Below are 17,992 nucleotides of genomic sequence, written 5' to 3'. Positions count from 1 at the left end.
ACAACACCCCACACCACAGGGCGTTCGAAACAAAAAAAATTTACATAAACCAGCACCGCGCCCTCATACAGAAACCGCCGGGCGCCCCCCCCCCCCCCCCGACGCGGTCAATCTGCCTTGACTGCCTTGACCAACGCGACACCCGCCCGTCGGGTCACGGTCCGGGGGCGTGCGCCACCGCTTTCGTACGCCCCCCGGAGCGCGGCGCCTAGACTGGTGCGCTGTTCCCACTGCGCGTGAGAGGTAGTTCGCCACCCATGAGGCTCGTCTTCGCCGGTACTCCCGAGGTCGCCCTGCCCGCCCTGGACGTGCTGATCGCGTCCGACCGGCATGAGGTGGTGGCCGTCGTCACCCGTCCGGACGCACCGGCCGGGCGCGGTCGGCGGCTGGTGGCGAGCCCGGTCGCCGAGCGGGCGGCGGAGGCGGGGATCGAGGTGCTCAAGCCGGCCAAGCCGCGCGATCCGGAGTTCCTGGACCGGCTCCGCGAGATCGCGCCGGACTGCTGCCCGGTGGTCGCGTACGGCGCGCTGCTGCCCAAGGCGGCGCTGGAGATTCCCGCGCACGGATGGGTCAATCTGCACTTCTCGCTGCTGCCCGCCTGGCGCGGCGCGGCGCCCGTGCAGCACGCGGTGCTGGCGGGCGACGAGGTGACCGGCGCGTCGACCTTCCTGATCGAGGAGGGCCTGGACTCCGGCCCGGTGTACGGGGTGGTGACGGAGGATGTACGGCCCACGGACACCAGCGGCGATCTGCTGACGCGGCTGTCCCTGGCCGGGGCCGGGCTGCTGGCCGCCACCATGGACGGCATCGAGGACGGCTCCCTGCGCGCCGAGCCGCAGCCCGCCGAGGGCGTTTCGCTCGCCCCGAAGATCAACGTCGAGGACGCCGAGATCGACTGGGCCGCGCCCGCGCTGCGCGTCGACCGGCTGGTGCGTGGCTGCGCCCCCGCGCCGGGGGCGTGGACCGCCTTCCGCGGGGAGCGGCTGAAGGTGAACGCGGCGGCGCTGGTGACGGACCGTACGGACCTTGCGGACCTGGCGCCCGGCGAGCTCGCCGTCACGAAGAAGGCCGTGTACGTGGGCACGGGCAGCCACGCGGTGGAGCTGAGGTGGGTGCGGCCGCAGGGCAAGCGGCCGATGCCCGGGGCCGACTGGGCGCGCGGGGTGCGGATCGCCCAGGGTGAGCGGCTGGGCGGGTAGCGACCCCTCTCCTGTCCGTCCCGCGCCTCCGTGCGCGGGACCGGGCGAGTTTGACCTCAACAAAGGTTTAAGTCTTACGGTCCTGAGGTGTGCCGCCGGTCCGGAAGAGCCGCGATCCAGGGACGGCACCCCGAGACCGACGGAGGTGCGCGATGGACATGGAAGCCACCGCAATGCATTCGCTCTACCGGACCGCGATGGCCAACGACGACAAACGTCCGTTCTCCCGCGATACCCTGCGGCGGATCGGCGGCTTCGCCCGCCCCCACCGCCGCCGCCTCGCCTTCTTCCTGGTCAGCAGCGTCGTCACGGCCGTGCTCGCGGTCGCCACCCCGCTGCTCGCCGGCCGGGTCGTCAACGCGATCGTGCACCGCTCGGGCCAGGGCACCGTCCTCGGTCTCGCGGCGCTCATCGCCGTCATCGCGGTCGCCGAGGCCGCGCTCGGGCTGCTCACCCGCTGGCTGTCGGCGAACATCGGCGAAGGGCTCATCCTCGATCTGCGCACCACCGTGTACGACCACGTCCAGCGCCTGCCCGTCGCGTTCTTCACCCGTACCCGCACCGGCGCCCTGGTCAGCCGGCTCAACAACGATGTGATCGGCGCGCAGCGGGCGTTCAGCGACACCCTCTCCGGGGTGGTCGGCAATCTGGTGACGCTGCTGCTCACGCTCGCGGTGATGTTCGGCATCTCCTGGCAGATCACCCTGCTCGCGCTGGTGCTCCTGCCGATGTTCCTGCTGCCCGCCCGGCGCGTCGGCGGCAAGCTGGCGCGGCTGCGGCGCGAGGCGGCGGACCACAACGCCACCATGGGCACCCAGATGACCGAGCGCTTCTCCGCGCCCGGCGCCACCCTCGTCAAGCTCTTCGGCCGGCCGGACGAGGAGTCCGCCGAGTTCGCGGCGCGGGCCCGGCGGGTGCGCGACATCGGGGTGCGCACCGCGATGGTGCAGACCTCCTTCGTCACCGCCCTGACCCTCGTCTCCGCCCTGGCCCTCGCCCTCGTCTACGGCCTCGGCGGCTACTACGCGCTGCGCGACCAGCTGGACCCCGGCGCGGTCGTCGCCCTCGCGCTGCTGCTCACCCGCCTGTACGCGCCGCTGACCGCCCTGGCCGGCGCCCGGGTGGAGGTGATGAGCGCCCTGGTCAGCTTTGAGCGGGTCTTCGAGGTGCTGGACCTCGAGCCGCTGATCGCCGAGAAGCCGGACGCCCGGCCGGTGCCCGAGGGACCGGTGGCGGTGGAGTTCGACCGGGTGGACTTCGGCTACCCCTCGGCGGACAAGGTCTCCCTCGCCTCCCTGGAAGAGGTCGCGACCCTGGACACCCGGGGCGGCGAACAGGTGCTGCACTCGGTGTCCTTCCGCGCCGAACCGGGCCAGATGGTCGCGCTGGTGGGCTCCTCGGGCGCCGGGAAGTCGACCATCGCGCAGCTGCTGCCCCGGCTCTACGACGCCGACGGCGGCGCCGTACGGCTGTCGGACGTGGACGTACGCGATCTGACGGCCGAGTCGATCCGCCGGACGCTCGGCATGGTCACCCAGGACGGCCACCTCTTCCACGACTCGATCCGCGCCAACCTGCTGCTGGCCCGGCCCGAGGCGGCGGAGGACGAGCTGTGGGAGGTGCTGCGCCGGGCCCGCCTCGACGGGCTGATCGCGGCCCTGCCCGACGGCCTGGACACCGTGGTCGGCGAGCGCGGCTACCGGCTCTCCGGCGGCGAGCGCCAGCGGCTGACCATCGCCCGGCTGCTGCTGGCCCGCCCCCGCGTGGTGATCCTCGACGAGGCCACCGCCCACCTGGACTCCACCTCCGAGGCGGCCGTCCAGGAGGCGCTTACCGAGGCGCTGGACGGGCGCACCGCCGTGGTCATCGCCCACCGGCTGTCCACCGTACGGGCCGCGGACCTCATCCTGGTCGTCGAGGACGGGCGGATCGTGGAGCGCGGCACGCACACCGCGCTGCTCGCGGCCGGCGGGCGCTACGAGGAGCTGTACCGCACCCAGTTCGAGCAGCCGTCGGCGCTGAGCGAGTCCTTGGGTGAGCCGGCGCTCGTCGAGGGCCCGGCCCAGGCGGCCAAGGGCGCCCTGAACTGAGGCCGGCCGAGCCTTTGATGGAACGCGCCGTAGGCTGGGACTTTCAGAGCCCCATTCCTCCCCGGAGCACATTTCCCGTGAGTCCCCAGCCCGGCCGTCCCCGCCGCAGCGCCCCCGGTAAGCCCTACCGGCGCCCGAAGAAGGACCCCGTACGGATCCTCGCCTTCGAGGCGCTGCGGGCCGTCGACGAACGCGACGCGTACGCGAACCTCGTCCTGCCGCCGCTGCTGCGCAAGGCCCGCCAGGACAGCACCGAGGCCAAGCCCTTCGACGCGCGGGACGCCGCGCTGGCCACCGAGTTGGTCTACGGCACCCTGCGCCGCCAGGGCACCTACGACGCGATCATCGCCGAATGCGTGGACCGGCCGCTGCGCGAGGTGGACCCGCCCGTGCTGGACGTGCTCAGCCTCGGCGCGCACCAGCTGCTCGGCACCCGTATCCCCACCCACGCCGCCGTCTCGGCGAGCGTCGAGCTGGCGCGGGTGGTGCTCGGCGACGGGCGGGCGAAGTTCGTCAACGCCGTGCTGCGCAAGATCGCGGCCAATGACCTCGACGGCTGGCTGGAGAAGGTCGCCCCGCCGTACGACGAGGACCCCGAGGAGCACCTGGCCGTCGTCCACTCCCATCCGCGGTGGATCGTCTCCGCGCTGTGGGACGCGCTGGGCGGCGGCAGCGCGGGGATCGAGGACCTGCTGGAGGCCGACAACGAACGGCCCGAGGTCACCCTCGTCGCCCGGCCGGGCCGGAGCACGACCGAGGAGCTGATGGCGGCGGTCGGCGAGGGCTCCGCGCTGCCGGGCCGCTGGTCCCCGTACGCCGTGCGGCTCGCCGAGGGCGGCGAGCCGGGGGCGCTGGACGCGGTCCGCGAGGCGCGCGCGGGGGTGCAGGACGAGGGCAGCCAGCTGGTCGCACTCGCGCTGGCGAACGCAGCCGTCACCGGGGCGGACGAGCGCTGGCTCGACGGCTGCGCGGGCCCCGGCGGCAAGGCCGCGCTGCTCGGCGCGCTGGCCGCGGAGCGGGGCGCGGCGCTGCTCGCCTCGGAGAAGCAGCCGCACCGGGCGGGCCTGGTCGAGCGGGCGCTGGCGGGCAACCCCGGCCCGTACCAGGTGATCGCGGCGGACGGCACCCGGCCGCCGTGGCGCCCCGGCACCTTCGACCGGGTCCTGGTGGACGTGCCCTGCACCGGGCTCGGCGCCCTGCGCCGCCGCCCCGAGGCGCGCTGGCGGCGCAGCCCCGAGGATCTGGCCGGTTTCGCGCCGCTGCAGCGGGAGCTGCTGCGGCAGGCGCTGAGCGCGGTGCGCGTGGGCGGCGTGGTCGGCTACGCGACCTGCTCGCCGCACCTGGCCGAGACGCGGGCCGTGGTCGACGACGTCCTCAAGGGTCGCGGCGGCGCCGCGCCCGCCGCCGAGTGGATCGACGCCCGGCCGCTGATGCCCGGGGTGCCCGCGCTCGGGGACGGCCCGGATGTGCAGCTGTGGCCGCATCTGCACGGCACGGACGCGATGTATCTGGCGCTGCTGCGGCGCACGGACTGAGGAGAGACCGGGACCTTACCGGCTAGCCGCGGAGGTCCCGGTGCACCGCGCGGGCGACGGCCTCGACGGTGGCGACTCCGGCGGCCATGGTGCGGTTGTCCTGGGTCAGCACGGTGATCGTGTAGCTGGGGCCGTTGCCCGTGAAGACGCCGATGCTGTGCACCCGCCAGCCGTGCGTGGCGCGGGACAGCCAGCCGTTCTTCACATGGCTCTGCACGGTGTCCGGAGCGCCTGCCGGGGTGCCCCAGCGCTGCGAGGGCACCACCTTGCCCATCAGATCGAGGATGTACGCGCGGGCGCTGTCGCTCAGCACCGGGTTCGGGTTGGTCACCAGGTCCAGGAGCCTCATCTGGTCGCGCGCGGTGATCTGGGTCAGGCCCCAGTGGTTGTTGGTGCCGGGCACGGTCCGGGACATCCCGGCGGCCCGGAGAAACGCCGCCACCTTGTCGGCGCCCAGCTGCCGCCACAGCGTGCTGGTGGCGGCGTTGTCCGACTTGGTGATCATGGCGGTGGCCAGCTCGGACTCCCGCGCGGTGAGCTGCCGGTGCCGCTGGTCCGCGTCCCACAGCAAGGTGGCCAGGACGGTCACCTTGACCACGCTCGCGGAGTCGAAGGCCCGGTTCCCGCGCAGGATGCAGACCGTGTTGGTGGCGGGGTCGCGCAGGGCGATCGCGACCGCCTCGGGCCGGCCGCGCAGCGCCGTCGCGATGTCCGTGGAGAGCTTGATGGCCAGCCCCGGCCGGGCGGAGGTGCACACCGGGCGCCACGCACCGGCCGCCGTGGCAGTCCCGCCTCCGGCGGTTGGTGCCACCAGCAGCCCCGCCGCCAGGGCCACGGACAGGGCGCCCTGGACCAGCCGGGAGCGGTCCGGTGTCGTGGAGATTCGGTATCGCGTCATGTGTGCGTGATCACCCGGGTCCATGGACCGGCGGCGGCCGTGGCAGGCTGGTGCCATGGCCGTGCAGATCAACCCCAGCATCCTGTCCGCCGACTTCTCCCGCCTCGCGGAGGAAGCCAAGGCCGTCGAGGGTGCCGACTGGCTCCATGTCGATGTGATGGACAACCACTTCGTTCCCAACCTGACTCTCGGCGTGCCGGTGGTCGAAGCGCTGGGCAAGGCGACGGACACGCCGCTGGACTGCCATCTGATGATCGAGGACCCGGATCGCTGGGCCCCACAGTACGTCGAGGCGGGCGCCGGCTCGGTGACCTTCCACGCCGAGGCCGCCGCCGCCCCCGTACGGCTGGCCCGTGAGATCCGGGCCAAGGGGGCCAGGGCGTCGATGGCGCTCAAGCCCGCCACCCCCATCGACCAGTACGAGGACCTGCTGCCCGAGCTGGACATGGTGCTGGTGATGACGGTTGAGCCCGGCTTCGGCGGGCAGGCGTTCCTCGACATCATGCTGCCGAAGATCCGGCGCACCCGCGAGCTGATCTCCAAGCACGGCCTGGAGATGTGGCTTCAGGTGGACGGCGGGGTTTCCGCCTCGACGATCGAGCGGTGTGCCGAGGCCGGCGCCGATGTGTTCGTCGCCGGGTCCGCGGTGTACGGGGCGCAGGACCCGGCCAAGGCGGTCGAGGAGCTGCGTGGTCTGGCCCGGCAGGCGACCCCCATTGCGCGGCGTACGGAAGACGGGCCCGCGACCGCCCGATGAACTCATCGGTAAAGGGCAGATCAAGTCCGCCGTTTCTGACAGGATGAACGGTGAGTCCAGAACGTAGGAAGTAGTGAGGAGACCGCGGTGTCGACGGGCCGTTCAGGCACGCGGATGGGACCCGCCGAACTGGTGCAGGCGGCCGCCATGGCGCGCCGCTTCTACCTCGAAGGCAAGTCCAAGATCCAGATTGCCGAGGAGTTCGGCGTCAGCCGCTTCAAGGTGGCGCGGGTGCTGGAGACCGCGCTGGAGCGCGATCTGGTGCGCATCGAGATCCGGGTGCCAGCCGAGCTCGACGCGGAGCGCTCCGACGCGCTGCGCGCCCGGTACGGGCTGCGCCACGCGGTCGTGGTCGAGTCCCCGGCGGACGCCGAGGCCGACACCCCGGACCCGGAGAACCTCGGCGAGGTCGCCGCGGATCTGCTGGGTGAGCTGGTGACCGAGGGCGATGTGCTCGGCCTGGCCTGGGGGCGGTCCACGATCCACATGGCCGCGGCCCTGCACCAGCTGCCCCCGTGCACCGTCGTCCAGCTCACCGGCGTGTACGACGCGGGCACCGCCGAGCGCGGCTCGGTCGAGGCGGTCCGGCGGGCCGCCGCCGTCTCCGGCGGCGAGGCGCACCCCATCTACGCGCCGATGCTGCTGCCCGATACGGCCACCGCCGATGTGCTGCGCGGCCAGACCGGTATCGCCCGCGCCTTCGAGTACTTCGACAAGGTCACCGTCGCCGCCGTCTCCATCGGCTCGTGGGAGGCCGGTATCTCGACGGTGTACGACATGCTGACCGAGCAGGAGCGGGCCCATTACGCGGGCCTCGGCGCCGCCGCCGAGATGTCGGCCCACCTCTTCGACGCCGAGGGCCGGCGCATCGGCCGGGACCTGGGCGAGCGCTGCATCACGGTCGAGGCCGACCGGCTGCGGCGGATCCCGGAGGTCGTCGCCATCGCGGGCGGGCGCCGCAAGGCCCCCGCGATCGGCGCGGTGCTCCGCTCCGGCCTGGTCACCAGCCTGGTCACGGACACCGCCGCCGCCGATCACCTGCTGCTGGAGACGGGCCCCGGCCCGCGCCCGGCGCTGGACCGGGCGGACCCCGACGGGGTGTAACAGGGTGTGGTACGCGGGCGGCGTTGGACGATCCGACCAGCGGGTTCCCGGCCGTTCTGGATGATCGTCCCGGCCGGGTACCGGGGCCGACGTGGGAGAATGAAGTACGTGCGTTTTCCTCGGCTTCCTTCGTCGAGGGCCAATTCCGAACGACTGGGAAGTTCCGAGCGTGCGTTTCCTCAATGATCAGCAGCCGCCCTACGACCTGACGTACGACGACGTCTTCATGGTGCCCAGCCGCTCCGCGGTCGGCTCGCGCCAGGATGTGGACCTGTCCTCGCCCGACGGCAGCGGCACCAGCATCCCGCTCGTGGTGGCCAATATGACCGCGATCGCCGGGCGCCGGATGGCCGAGACCGTCGCCCGCCGTGGCGGGATGGTCGTCATCCCACAGGACATTCCGCTGGACGTGGTCGCCGAGGTGGTCGGCTGGGTCAAGCAGCGCCACCTCGTGCTGGACACGCCGATCGTGCTCGGCCCGACCGGGACCGTCGCCGACGCGCTGGCGCTGCTGCCCAAGCGGGCGCATGGCGCGGGTGTGGTCGTGGACAACGGCCGCCCGGTGGGAGTGGTCGTGGAGTCGGATCTGACCGGCGTGGACCGCTTCACCCAGCTGAGCGAGGTGATGTCGCGGGAGCTGCTGCTGCTCGACGCGGACATCGACCCGCGCGAGGCCTTCAACCGGCTCGACGCCGCACACCGCAAGCTCGCCCCCGCCGTGGACGCGGACGGGCGGCTGGCGGGCATTCTGACCCGTAAGGGCGCGCTGCGCGCGGCGCTCTACCGGCCCGCGGTGGACGCGGACGGCCGGCTGCGGATCGCCGCGGCCGTCGGGGTCAACGGCGATGTGGCGGGGCGCGCCAAGGGGCTGCTCGCGGCGGGGGTGGACACGCTGGTGGTGGACACCGCGCATGGCCACCAGGAGTCGATGATCAGTGCGCTGAAGGCGGTCCGGGCGCTCGACCCGGGCGTGCCGGTGGCCGCGGGCAATGTCGTCTCCGCCGTGGGTGTGCGCGATCTGATCGAGGCGGGCGCCGACATCGTGAAGGTGGGGGTCGGCCCCGGCGCGATGTGCACCACCCGCATGATGACGGGTGTGGGGCGGCCGCAGTTCTCCGCGGTGCTCGAATGCGCCGCCGAGGCGCGGAAGTTCGGCAAGCACGTATGGGCGGACGGCGGCGTCCGGCATCCGCGGGATGTCGCGATGGCGCTGGCCGCGGGCGCGTCCAATGTGATGATCGGCTCGTGGTTCGCCGGGACGTACGAGTCGCCGGGCGACCTTCAGCACACCGCCGACGGGCGGCCGTACAAGGAGAGCTTCGGCATGGCCTCCGCCCGCGCCGTGCGCAACCGCACCAGCGAGGAGTCGGCGTACGACCGGGCCCGCAAGGGGCTGTTCGAGGAGGGCATCTCCACCTCCCGGATGTTCCTGGACCCGGCCCGGCCGGGCGTCGAGGACCTGATCGACTCGATCGTCGCGGGCGTGCGCAGCTCCTGCACCTACGCGGGCGCGGGCTCGCTGGAGGAGTTCCACCAGCGGGCCGTGGTCGGGGTGCAGAGCGCCGCCGGTTACGCGGAGGGCAAGCCGCTCCACGCCAGCTGGGACTGACGACCGGGCAGATGACATGGTGTGGCCCCCGCTCGGCCGAGCGGGGGCCTTTTACGCACGCGGCTTGTCGCGCGGCTCGGCCCCCCGGGTGCGGGGCAGGGCGTGGCGCGGTGGGCTGGTCAGGGTGATCTGGCGCACCAGCTGGTGGAACGAGACCAGCGCGGCGACGGGCGGCAGCCCGGCGACGGCCATGCTGGGCGGGTCCTTGGGCGCGTGTGCGACGCAGAGGAAGACCGCGATGGTGGAGAAGAGCACCACCACCGCCCAGGAGTGCGCCGCGCCCCGGCGGTGCAGGGCGGCGCGCAGCACCGACAGCGAGGCGACCAGCCACGGCCCGTAGACCAGCAGCGGCCACCACGCGGCCATGGACTCCGAGGTGCTGGGGGAGGCCAGATAGCGCAGCGGTCCGTAGGAGATCATCCCGCCGAGCACGCTCAGCATGGCCACGATCACCGTGGTCAGCGCCGCGAAGATCAGGCTGATCAGCTGGAGCCACGGCATGGTCGGCAGCCGGAAGCGGACCCGGCGGCGCCGTCCGCGGCCGCGGACGTGCGCGGGGGAGCGGGCGGCGGGGAAACTCCCGGTGGTCCGTTCGGGCGGCTCGTCGAGGGGCGAGTCGAAAGAGGGCGAGTCGAAAGAGGGAGAAGCGGGGGAGGAGGCCGGGGCGGAGGTCTGGAGCAGCCGGGCCAGGTCCCCCTCCAGGTCCCACCGGCTCTCGATCGTCTCGGGGTCCGGCAGCGGGAAGCCCAGCGGGTCGTCGGGGGCCATCTGGAACCGCTCGCCAGGAGCGAACCGCTCGCCGGGAGCGGACGACCGGTGGCCGCCGGGGGGCGGGGCGCCGTAGCCGCCCGGCCTCGGCTCGGTGTACGTCATGCCTGTACGCCCGGTTCCGTGGGGCCGCAGCGGTGGACGAAGTCGGTCTCGATGCGGTTCAGGGTGCGCAGGAAGTCCTCCCACACCCGGGCGCAGTACTCGAGCGGAAGCCGCTCGTCGGCGCCTCCGTGGCCTCCCGGACGGCACTCGCCGTCCGGGCCGTGGGGGTCATGATCGGTGCTCTGCAGGCTGTCTGGGGTCACGTTCCCACCAACGAGGGCCAAATTGGTGCCGTATCGTGGCATTCGGGTGAAACGCGCTTCAGTGCGGCCCGGCCTCCCGCAACGATTCACCGTACAGCCGCCCCATGTGCAACGTTCGTACGTATATGCGCAATAACTGGTCTGCTGTGTGTACGCCGCCGGTCACTGTCATTCGAGCCACCCGGCCGGCAGCGATAAGGAGCTCGACCAGCCCGCGTGGCGTCCCGGTGATGTCCGCGAATGGATCATAAATCGGCCTTTCGGAGACAGATGTGCACGGTGGTCACCGAGCCCCGGCGGCGTCGGCCGCCCCCGGTCGCTTCCTCGCCGTCGGCGCGTCCATCCGCTCGAACAGCGCGGCAGCTCGTGCGGCGCTGCGGGAAGCCCAGTGCCGTGTGCTCACCAGTCCGAGCATCACAATGCCCGCGCCGAGTGCGACCACCATCCACCACACACCATGTGCCGCGCCCGTGAACGCCGTCCCGCCACGGGCGGCCTCCGGGCCGATGACCGTCCCTGAGATCGCGACGCCCAGTGTGGTGCCGGCCTGGCGGCCGGTGGAGGCCAGCGAGCCGGCCAGCCCGGCCATCGAGCGGGGCATCCCGGAGATCGCCGAGTTGGTGATCGGCGGGTTGACCGTGCCGAGGAAGACGCCGAACAGCAGGTAGACCGCCAGTACGGCCGGGAGGGGGGTATCCGGACCGAGCCACAGCGACACGCCGCCGCCGAGAGCCAGGGCCGCCCCCGCCACCACCAGCGGCAGCAGGGGTCCGCGCGCGCCGACCACACGCCCGGTGAGCGGCGATACCACCAGGACCGGCAGTCCGACGGGGAGCAGGCACAGCCCCGACGCGACCGGCGGCAGGCCGCGTACCTCCTGCAGGTATTGGGTGGTCACGAACAGGAACGCGCCGAAGCCGCACAGGGCGAACAGCGCCATCACGATCGCCGAACTGAACGGCACGCTGCGGAAGAGACGCAATTCCAGGAGCGGGTCGGCACGGCGCGATTCATGGCCCAGGAGGCCCACCGCGGCGAGCGCGGCCATGGCGAGCAGTCCGACGATGACCGGCGAAGCCCAGCCCAGTGACCCGGACTCGACGATCGCGTACACGACACCGCCCAGGACCAGGACCATCAGCACCTGCCCGACGGGGTCGAACCGGCGTGCCCGGGCGGCCCGGGACTCGGGCACGACAAGCGCGGTGCCCACGATCGCCACGGCCACGATCGGGACGTTGATCCAGAAGACCGACCGCCAGCCGAGGGCGTCGACCAGCCCGCCGCCGAGGATCGGGCCGAGCACCAGCGCCAGCCCGGACATCGAGCCGAAGACCCCGATCGCCCGTGCCCGCTCGGCGGCACCCCTGAAGGTGTCCGCCACGATCGCCATGGCCACGGGGTTGAGCATGGTCCCGCCGACGGCTTGCAGCACTCGTGCTGCGATCAGCCAGCCGATGCCCGGCGCCAGTCCGCACAGCAGCGACCCGAGGCCGAATGCCGCGAGACCGGTCTGGAAGACACGCCGCCGGCCGACCCGGTCGGCGGTGGACCCGGCCAGCACCAGGAACCCGGCCAGCACGAGGGTGTAGGCGTCGACCGTCCACTGCAGGCCGGACTCCGAGGCATGCAGGTCGCGGCCCATGGCGGGAAGGGCGACGTTGACGATGGAGATGTCCATCACCACGACGATCATGCTGAGGCAGCAGATCGCGAGCACCGAGGACTTGCGGCGCGGGCTCAGCTCCGCAGCCGCAGCGGGGGACAGTACGGATGAATTCATGCTCCGACGCTAGGATTTAGAGCGTGCTCGAAATCAAGTCGCACGTGACATCCGGCGCCGCCGAGCCGAAGTGGCCCAGCGCCGGCCCCACAGAGGGCGTGACCATCGGCGAGGCGGCCCGCCGCACCGGGGTGAGCGTGCACACGCTCCGGTACTACGAACGCGCCGGCCTGGTCGTCAGCCCCGTCGACCGCACGAGCGGCGGTCGCCGCCGGTACCGGGAACTCGATCTCAAGTGGATCGTCATCTGCACGAAGCTGCGCGCCACCGGCATGCCCATCAGGGGCATCCGCCGATACGCCGAACTGGTCGCTGCCGGGCCGGGCAACGAGGCGGAACGGCTCGCACTCCTGGAGACCCACCGCGCCGATGTGCTGGCGAAGCTCGCGGAGATGCAGGAGAACCTGAAACTCATCGACCGCAAGATCGATGTCTACCGGGGCAGCATGGCCGCCGGTGAAGCCGACCGGCTCTGGGCACCCACCCAGGGCACCGCCGAGCGGCGCCGAGGCGGCAGCGCGGGCTGAGAGCGGCGGACAAGGCCGCGTCATCGGACACCCGCGCCGCAGTGCAGGCACCCGGTCTTGGACCCGGGGCGGAGCGAGTGCCTTCCGCCGTGCGGGCATGGGGCAGGGCAACGGCCATCGCCGGCGGCCCTGCCGCCGAGGGTTCAAGGGCGCCTCGCCTGTCGAACGCTGCACGGCGAGAGCAAGCGGTCGGTGACATGGAGCGGCGGGTGCACTCCACGGTACCGACTGGCGGCGACGCGTGCTGCGGGCCCTACAGCAGGTGGTCGGCTTTGCCTGCCTTGATGTCGGTGATGAGGGTGCGCAGGGCTTCGAGGGAGTCGGTGAGGTAGTGGTCCTCTTGGCCGACAACGGCTATGTAGCCGTTGCCGTGAGCGTCCGTACCGAGGCGGAAGCAGGAGCTGCCCTCAGCGCAGAAGGGGTTTTCCCAGGTGATGTCGGGCACTGGTGCTCCTCACAGTTGGCGTGCGATGTCACGAATGAAGTCTCGGGACTGCTCTGGCGGCAGAGCCAGACCTTCCAACAGATCGAGTTGCGCTCGGTATTTCGCCAACTGACCCTCGGCATGGAGGAAAGTGGGCCCGTGGGAACTGTCCACCTGCACGGTATCGAGCTGCGGTACGGGGCCTTCAATGTGGACGACCGTCTGCCCGGCGCCAGGGAAGGCGCCGTGGGCGAAGGGGAGGACGAGCACGGTGACGTTGTCCCGCTCGGAGACCTCCAGCAGGTACTCCAACTGGGCACGGGCCACGTCGATACCACCGAACTGCATCCGCAGTGCGGCCTCGTGGATGACAGCGACGTACGGGATCGCCGTGTCGCCGGTGATCACCTGCTGGCGCTCCGAACGCAGCGCAAGCCGCAGCGCAACCTCGTGCTCGGGCAGGGCAGGGACCGCGGCTCGGAAGATGGCCATCGCCTGTTCCGATGTCTGGAGCATGCCCGGCACATGCACGGTGTTGGCGCCGCGCATGCGTACAGCGTTGCTTTCCGTTTCTGCGATGTCCAGCAGGCCTTGGGGCAGGATGCCTCGGTAGCGCTCCCACCAGCCTTTACTCACCTGGGCCATTTCGACGAGCGCCTCGACGTATGCCTCATCGGTCACATCGCAGTTGCAGGCCAGTGTGCGCAGGCGGTCGGCGTTGATACCCCGGACCCCTGACTCGATGTTGGAGATCTTGCCTCGGTCCACGCCCAGTAGACCCGCCGCGAACTCTGCGGACCTGCCTGCCACGGTACGGATACGCCGCAGCTCACTTCCCAGTCGCTTCTGCCGTTCCGTGGGGGTCGTCCTTGGGGGCATGGGGTTCCTTTCATCCGGCGGGTGCCACTCGGTCGCACTCGGAGGCCGCCGTACCCCTCCGTGGTGAATTCTCTCGAAGCGCGTGGAAAATTTACCACTGCCTGCTCTACTGTCAGTATCGCGCAAGTTACACACCGCAATGCCGGAAGCGCACCGCGCGAGCATGCCTGCCTGCCCTGGGGCGGGGGTGCCCGCGACCAGGGCGGCAGGCCACCGGCGACCCCAAGCCCTTCACACAGCCGTGGAGTTCGCCATGCCCGAGATCCCCCTCGTACCTGCCCACTGGCGCTTCCCCGCTCACCCCACCTCCGTACGGCGGGCCCGGCACGCCGTCGCCGAGTCGCTGCCGTACGGCCTTCACCCCCACCTCGGCGACGACCTCGGCCTGCTGACCTCCGAACTGGTCACCAACGCCATCCGCCACGGCGCCTGCCGGGAGGACGAGGACTTCATCGAACTCGTCCTGTGGCCCGCCGACGGACACTACTGGCTCGCCGTCTCCGACCCGGGTACCGGCAAACCCGAACTGGCTCGCCCGGAAACGGACTCCGAGAGCGGTCGGGGTCTGATCCTCGTCGACAGCCTCGCCACCGCCTGGACCGTCCGGCCCCGCCCCACGCGCGGAACGTCCGTGATCGCAGGTCTTCCTTTCCTCCAGGGTGGTTGACCCGGCGGCGCGGTCCGGCCGGGAGGGGCCGCAAGGCCAGGTGGGTCAGGCCGCCGCCTGGCCGCGTAGAGGAGGGGCTCAGCACACATCTGACCTCGCGCTTTCACGTGGCAGGGCGCCCCGTGGGTGATCAGAAGCGCGGTGTGCTGTACTTCGCGTACGGCCCGCGCCGCTCCCCACCGGCATCAGCAGAGAAGTGACATCCCCGCAGTGCGACTGAACGATCTGGACGAACGAATCGTCCACGCCCTCGCCGAGGACGCCCGCCGCAGCTACGCCGACATCGGGGAGGAGGTCGGCCTCTCCGCCCCCGCCGTCAAGCGGCGGGTGGACCGGCTGCGGGCCGACGGGGCCATCACCGGCTTCACCGTACGGGTCGACCCGGCCGCCCTCGGCTGGGAGACCGAGGGCTTCATCGAGCTCTACTGCCGCCGCAACACCTCGCCCGAGGACATCCACCGGGGCCTGAACCGCTACCCCGAGGTGGTCTCCGCATCGACCGTCACCGGCGACGCGGACGCCATCGTCCAGGTCTTCGCCTCCGATATGCGGCACTTCGAACGCGTACTGGAGCGGATCGCGGGCGAGCCCTTCGTCGAGCGCACCAAGTCCGTCCTGGTCCTCTCGCCGCTGCTGCGCCGCTACGGCTCGGGGGCCCCGGCGTAGGCCCCGGGGCGAGCGGCGCAACGAATCGCCGCCGCGGGCCCGCAAGACGTAATGAATCGACGCCGGATGCGCAACGGACGCGCCTTGTCCGCCGATCTCGGGCCGACGTACCGTTTTTGTGCCGCTCCCCCTTCGCTCCGCTTGAGGTCCGCCCATGCCCCCGCTGCGCATCGCCCTGCTCCAGAGCTCCGGCCACCCCGGCGAGACCGCCCAGAACCTCAAGGCCCTCGACGAGGCGGCCGGGCGCGCCGCGGCGGCCGGGGCCGGGCTGCTGATCGCCCCGGAGCTGTTCCTGACCGGATACGCGATCGGCGACGGCGTACGGCGGCTGGCCGAGCCTGCCGACGGGCCGGGCGGCCGGGCGGTGGCCCGTATCGCCGCCACCCACGGGCTGGCCGTCCTCTACGGCTACCCGGAGCGCGCGGGAGACGCCGGCAACGCTGTCTTCAACTCCGCCCGGCTGGTCGGCCCCGACGGCGCCGAGCTCGCGAACTACCGCAAGACCCACCTCTTCGGCGACTTCGAGCGCGCGTGGTTCACCCCCGGCGAGACCCCCGTCGTCCAGGCCACCCTCGGTGGCGTACGGCTGGGCATCATGATCTGCTACGACGTGGAGTTCCCGGAGAACGTCCGGGCCCACGCCCTGGCCGGGACCGATCTGCTGCTGGTGCCCACCGCGCAGATGCACCCCTTCCAGTTCGTGGCCGAAGCCCTCGTCCCGGTCCGGGCGTTCGAGAGCCAGCTGTACATCGCGTACGTCAACCGGACCGGGCCCGAGGGCGACTTCGACTTCGTCGGGCTGAGCTGTCTGGCCGGGCCCGACGGCACGGTCAAGGCCCGCGCCGGACGCGGCGAGGAGCTGGCCTTCGGCGAGGTCGACCCGGGGCTGCTCGCCGCCTCGCGCACCGCGAACCCGTATCTGGCGGACCGCAGGCCCGAGTTGTACACGCCCCTGACCTGACCCCGTACCCCCTCGGCCCCGCGCGCCCCCTCGTTCAACCCCCGCAAGGAGTCCGTACCCGATGACGTCCATGGTGCCCACCGCCGTCCCCGAGCAGCAGGAGGACCAGCGGTCCGACCTCCCGCCGCTGACCATGTTCGGCCCGGACTTCCCCTACGCCTACGACGACTACCTCGCCCACCCCGCGGGCCTCGGCCAGATTCCGGCGACCGAGCACGGCACCGAGGTCGCGGTCATCGGCGGCGGTCTTTCCGGCATCGTCGCCGCGTACGAGCTGATGAAGATGGGCCTGAAGCCGGTCGTCCACGAGGCCGACCGGATCGGCGGGCGGCTGCGCACGGTCGGCTTCGAGGGCAGCGATCCGTCGCTGACCGCCGAGATGGGCGCGATGCGCTTCCCGCCCAGCTCCACCGCCCTCCAGCACTACATCGACCTGGTGGGCCTGGAGACCCGGCCCTTCCCCAACCCCCTCGCGCCCGACACCCCTTCGACCGTCGTCGACCTGAAGGGCGAGTCGCACTACGCCCGCACCCTGGATGACCTGCCCGAGGTCTACCACCAGGTGATGGAGGCATGGAACGCCTGCCTGGAAGACGGCGCCGACTTCTCCGCCATGCAGCGCGCCATCCGCGAGCGCGACGTCCCGCGGATCCGGGAGATCTGGTCCCGCCTGGTCGCGCGGCTCGACAACCAGACCTTCTACGGCTACCTCTGCGACTCCCCGGCCTTCGCCTCCTTCCGGCACCGCGAGATCTTCGGCCAGGTCGGCTTCGGCACCGGCGGCTGGGACACCGACTTCCCCAATTCCATCCTGGAGATCCTGCGCGTCGTCTACACCGGCGCGGACGACGACCACCGCGGCATCGTCGGCGGCAGCCAGCAGCTCCCGCTGCGGCTGTGGGAGCGCGAGCCGCGCAAGCTCGTGCACTGGACGCCGGGCACCTCGCTGGCCTCCCTGCACGGCGGTCGGCCGCGCCCGGCCGTCACCCGGCTGCACCGCGCGGCGGGCGACCGTATCGTCGTGACCGACGCGGCCGGCGATATCCGCTCGTACCCGGCGGTGGTGTTCACGGCGCAGTCCTGGATGCTGCTCTCGAAGATCGACTGCGATGACTCGCTCTTCCCCATCGACCACTGGACAGCGATGGAGCGCACCCACTACATGGAGTCCAGCAAGCTGTTCGTGCCGGTGGACCGGCCCTTCTGGCTGGACAAGGACGAGGTCACCGGGCGCGACGTGATGAGCATGACGCTCACCGACCGGATGACCCGGGGCACCTATCTGCTGGACGACGGACCGGACCGGCCCGCCGTCATCTGCCTCTCGTACACCTGGTGCGACGACAGCCTCAAGTGGCTGCCGCTGTCGGCGAACGAGCGTATGGAGGTCATGCTCAAGTCGCTGTCGGAGATCTATCCGAAGGTCGACATCCGCAAGCACATCATCGGCAGCCCGGTCACCGTCTCCTGGGAGAACGAGCCCTACTTCATGGGCGCGTTCAAGGCCAACCTGCCCGGCCACTACCGCTACCAGCGCCGTCTGTTCACCCACTTCATGCAGGACCGGCTCCCGGCCGACCGGCGCGGCGTCTTCCTCGCGGGCGACGACATCTCCTGGACCGCGGGGTGGGCCGAGGGCGCCATACAGACCGCGCTCAACGCGGTGTGGGGCGTGATGACCCACTTCGGCGGGCGGACGGACCCGAAGAACCCGGGCCCGGGCGATGTCTACGACGAGATCGCGCCCGTCGAACTCCCGGAGGACTGAGCCGGTGGATTTGCGGTGAGTATGAGACAGCGACACGCCATGACGTCGG

At 71.7% G+C, this 17,992-nt stretch carries 17 protein-coding genes; 11 read left to right on the top strand and 6 right to left on the bottom strand.

Annotated elements, in window-relative coordinates:
* Positions 1–257: 257 nt before the first annotated feature.
* From fmt to ACWDSL_RS43495, 3 genes are all read left to right on the top strand, one after another.
* Complete coding sequence (fmt, locus tag ACWDSL_RS43505) at positions 258–1,199, top strand: methionyl-tRNA formyltransferase (protein ID WP_450494000.1); 942 nt, start codon at positions 258–260, stop codon at positions 1,197–1,199.
* A 152-nt stretch (positions 1,200–1,351) separates the two neighbouring features.
* Positions 1,352–3,289, top strand: coding sequence for an ABC transporter ATP-binding protein (locus ACWDSL_RS43500; protein ID WP_450493999.1), 1,938 nt, complete (start codon positions 1,352–1,354; stop codon positions 3,287–3,289).
* Positions 3,290–3,366: 77 nt separating this feature from the next.
* A complete protein-coding gene (locus ACWDSL_RS43495; protein ID WP_450493997.1) occupies positions 3,367–4,824 on the top strand; it encodes an RsmB/NOP family class I SAM-dependent RNA methyltransferase in 1,458 nt (485 codons plus the stop codon).
* Positions 4,825–4,846: 22 nt separating this feature from the next.
* Here the strand turns inward: ACWDSL_RS43495 and ACWDSL_RS43490 are convergent, their stop codons facing one another.
* The gene (locus ACWDSL_RS43490; protein ID WP_450493995.1) at positions 4,847–5,722 is read right to left on the bottom strand and encodes a serine hydrolase; all 876 of its coding nucleotides are present in this window, start codon (positions 5,720–5,722) and stop codon (positions 4,847–4,849) included.
* Between the two features lie 55 nt (positions 5,723–5,777).
* Between ACWDSL_RS43490 and rpe the strand changes: the two genes are divergently transcribed.
* From rpe to ACWDSL_RS43475, 3 genes are all read left to right on the top strand, one after another.
* Positions 5,778–6,479, top strand: coding sequence for a ribulose-phosphate 3-epimerase (gene rpe / locus ACWDSL_RS43485; RefSeq protein WP_450493994.1), 702 nt, complete (start codon positions 5,778–5,780; stop codon positions 6,477–6,479).
* Positions 6,480–6,593: 114 nt separating this feature from the next.
* On the top strand, positions 6,594–7,583 hold the full coding sequence (locus ACWDSL_RS43480) for a sugar-binding transcriptional regulator (protein WP_179285391.1): 990 nt from the start codon (positions 6,594–6,596) through the stop codon (positions 7,581–7,583).
* 169 nt (positions 7,584–7,752) lie between these two features.
* The gene (locus tag ACWDSL_RS43475; protein ID WP_450493993.1) at positions 7,753–9,192 is read left to right on the top strand and encodes a GuaB1 family IMP dehydrogenase-related protein; all 1,440 of its coding nucleotides are present in this window, start codon (positions 7,753–7,755) and stop codon (positions 9,190–9,192) included.
* A 51-nt stretch (positions 9,193–9,243) separates the two neighbouring features.
* Here ACWDSL_RS43475 and ACWDSL_RS43470 read toward each other — a convergent pair whose 3' ends face one another.
* The 3 genes from ACWDSL_RS43470 to ACWDSL_RS43460 all read right to left on the bottom strand — a co-directional run bounded on the left by ACWDSL_RS43470 (position 9,244) and on the right by ACWDSL_RS43460 (position 12,051).
* Complete coding sequence (locus ACWDSL_RS43470) at positions 9,244–10,065, bottom strand: DUF2637 domain-containing protein (RefSeq protein WP_450493991.1); 822 nt, start codon at positions 10,063–10,065, stop codon at positions 9,244–9,246.
* Entirely contained in the window at positions 10,062–10,268 is a 207-nt protein-coding gene (locus tag ACWDSL_RS43465; RefSeq protein WP_450493989.1) for a hypothetical protein, read from the bottom strand. The genes ACWDSL_RS43470 and ACWDSL_RS43465 overlap by 4 nt, the downstream gene beginning before the upstream one ends.
* 283 nt (positions 10,269–10,551) lie before the next feature.
* Positions 10,552–12,051, bottom strand: coding sequence for an MFS transporter (locus tag ACWDSL_RS43460; protein WP_450493988.1), 1,500 nt, complete (start codon positions 12,049–12,051; stop codon positions 10,552–10,554).
* 23 nt (positions 12,052–12,074) lie between these two features.
* Here ACWDSL_RS43460 and ACWDSL_RS43455 point away from each other — a divergent pair, with 23 nt between their 5' ends.
* Entirely contained in the window at positions 12,075–12,578 is a 504-nt protein-coding gene (locus ACWDSL_RS43455) for a MerR family transcriptional regulator (RefSeq protein ID WP_450493986.1), read from the top strand.
* A gap of 253 nt (positions 12,579–12,831) precedes the next feature.
* On the opposite strand, the gene ACWDSL_RS43450 is transcribed toward ACWDSL_RS43455, so the two are convergent.
* Together ACWDSL_RS43450 and ACWDSL_RS43445 are read right to left on the bottom strand one after the other, a co-directional pair.
* Positions 12,832–13,023, bottom strand: coding sequence for a hypothetical protein (locus ACWDSL_RS43450; RefSeq protein ID WP_450493984.1), 192 nt, complete (start codon positions 13,021–13,023; stop codon positions 12,832–12,834).
* A 9-nt stretch (positions 13,024–13,032) separates the two neighbouring features.
* Positions 13,033–13,881 (bottom strand): helix-turn-helix domain-containing protein, encoded by an 849-nt coding sequence (locus tag ACWDSL_RS43445; RefSeq protein ID WP_450493982.1) that lies wholly within the window; start codon positions 13,879–13,881, stop codon positions 13,033–13,035.
* Positions 13,882–14,134: 253 nt separating this feature from the next.
* On the opposite strand from ACWDSL_RS43445, the gene ACWDSL_RS43440 reads away from it, so the two are divergent.
* The 4 genes from ACWDSL_RS43440 (at position 14,135) to ACWDSL_RS43425 (ending at position 17,943) form a co-directional block, all read left to right on the top strand.
* A complete protein-coding gene (locus ACWDSL_RS43440) occupies positions 14,135–14,548 on the top strand; it encodes an ATP-binding protein (protein ID WP_450493981.1) in 414 nt (137 codons plus the stop codon).
* Between the two features lie 210 nt (positions 14,549–14,758).
* Entirely contained in the window at positions 14,759–15,214 is a 456-nt protein-coding gene (locus tag ACWDSL_RS43435) for an Lrp/AsnC family transcriptional regulator (protein ID WP_450493980.1), read from the top strand.
* Between the two features lie 154 nt (positions 15,215–15,368).
* Positions 15,369–16,175, top strand: a complete 807-nt coding sequence (locus tag ACWDSL_RS43430) for a carbon-nitrogen hydrolase family protein (RefSeq protein ID WP_450493979.1) — start codon at positions 15,369–15,371, stop codon at positions 16,173–16,175.
* A 61-nt stretch (positions 16,176–16,236) separates the two neighbouring features.
* The gene (locus ACWDSL_RS43425) at positions 16,237–17,943 is read left to right on the top strand and encodes a flavin monoamine oxidase family protein (protein WP_450493978.1); all 1,707 of its coding nucleotides are present in this window, start codon (positions 16,237–16,239) and stop codon (positions 17,941–17,943) included.
* The last annotated feature ends 49 nt before the right edge of the window (positions 17,944–17,992 follow it).

Source organism: Streptomyces sp. NPDC000941 (assembly GCF_053599555.1).
This window is presented reverse-complemented; position numbering and strand designations above follow the sequence as displayed.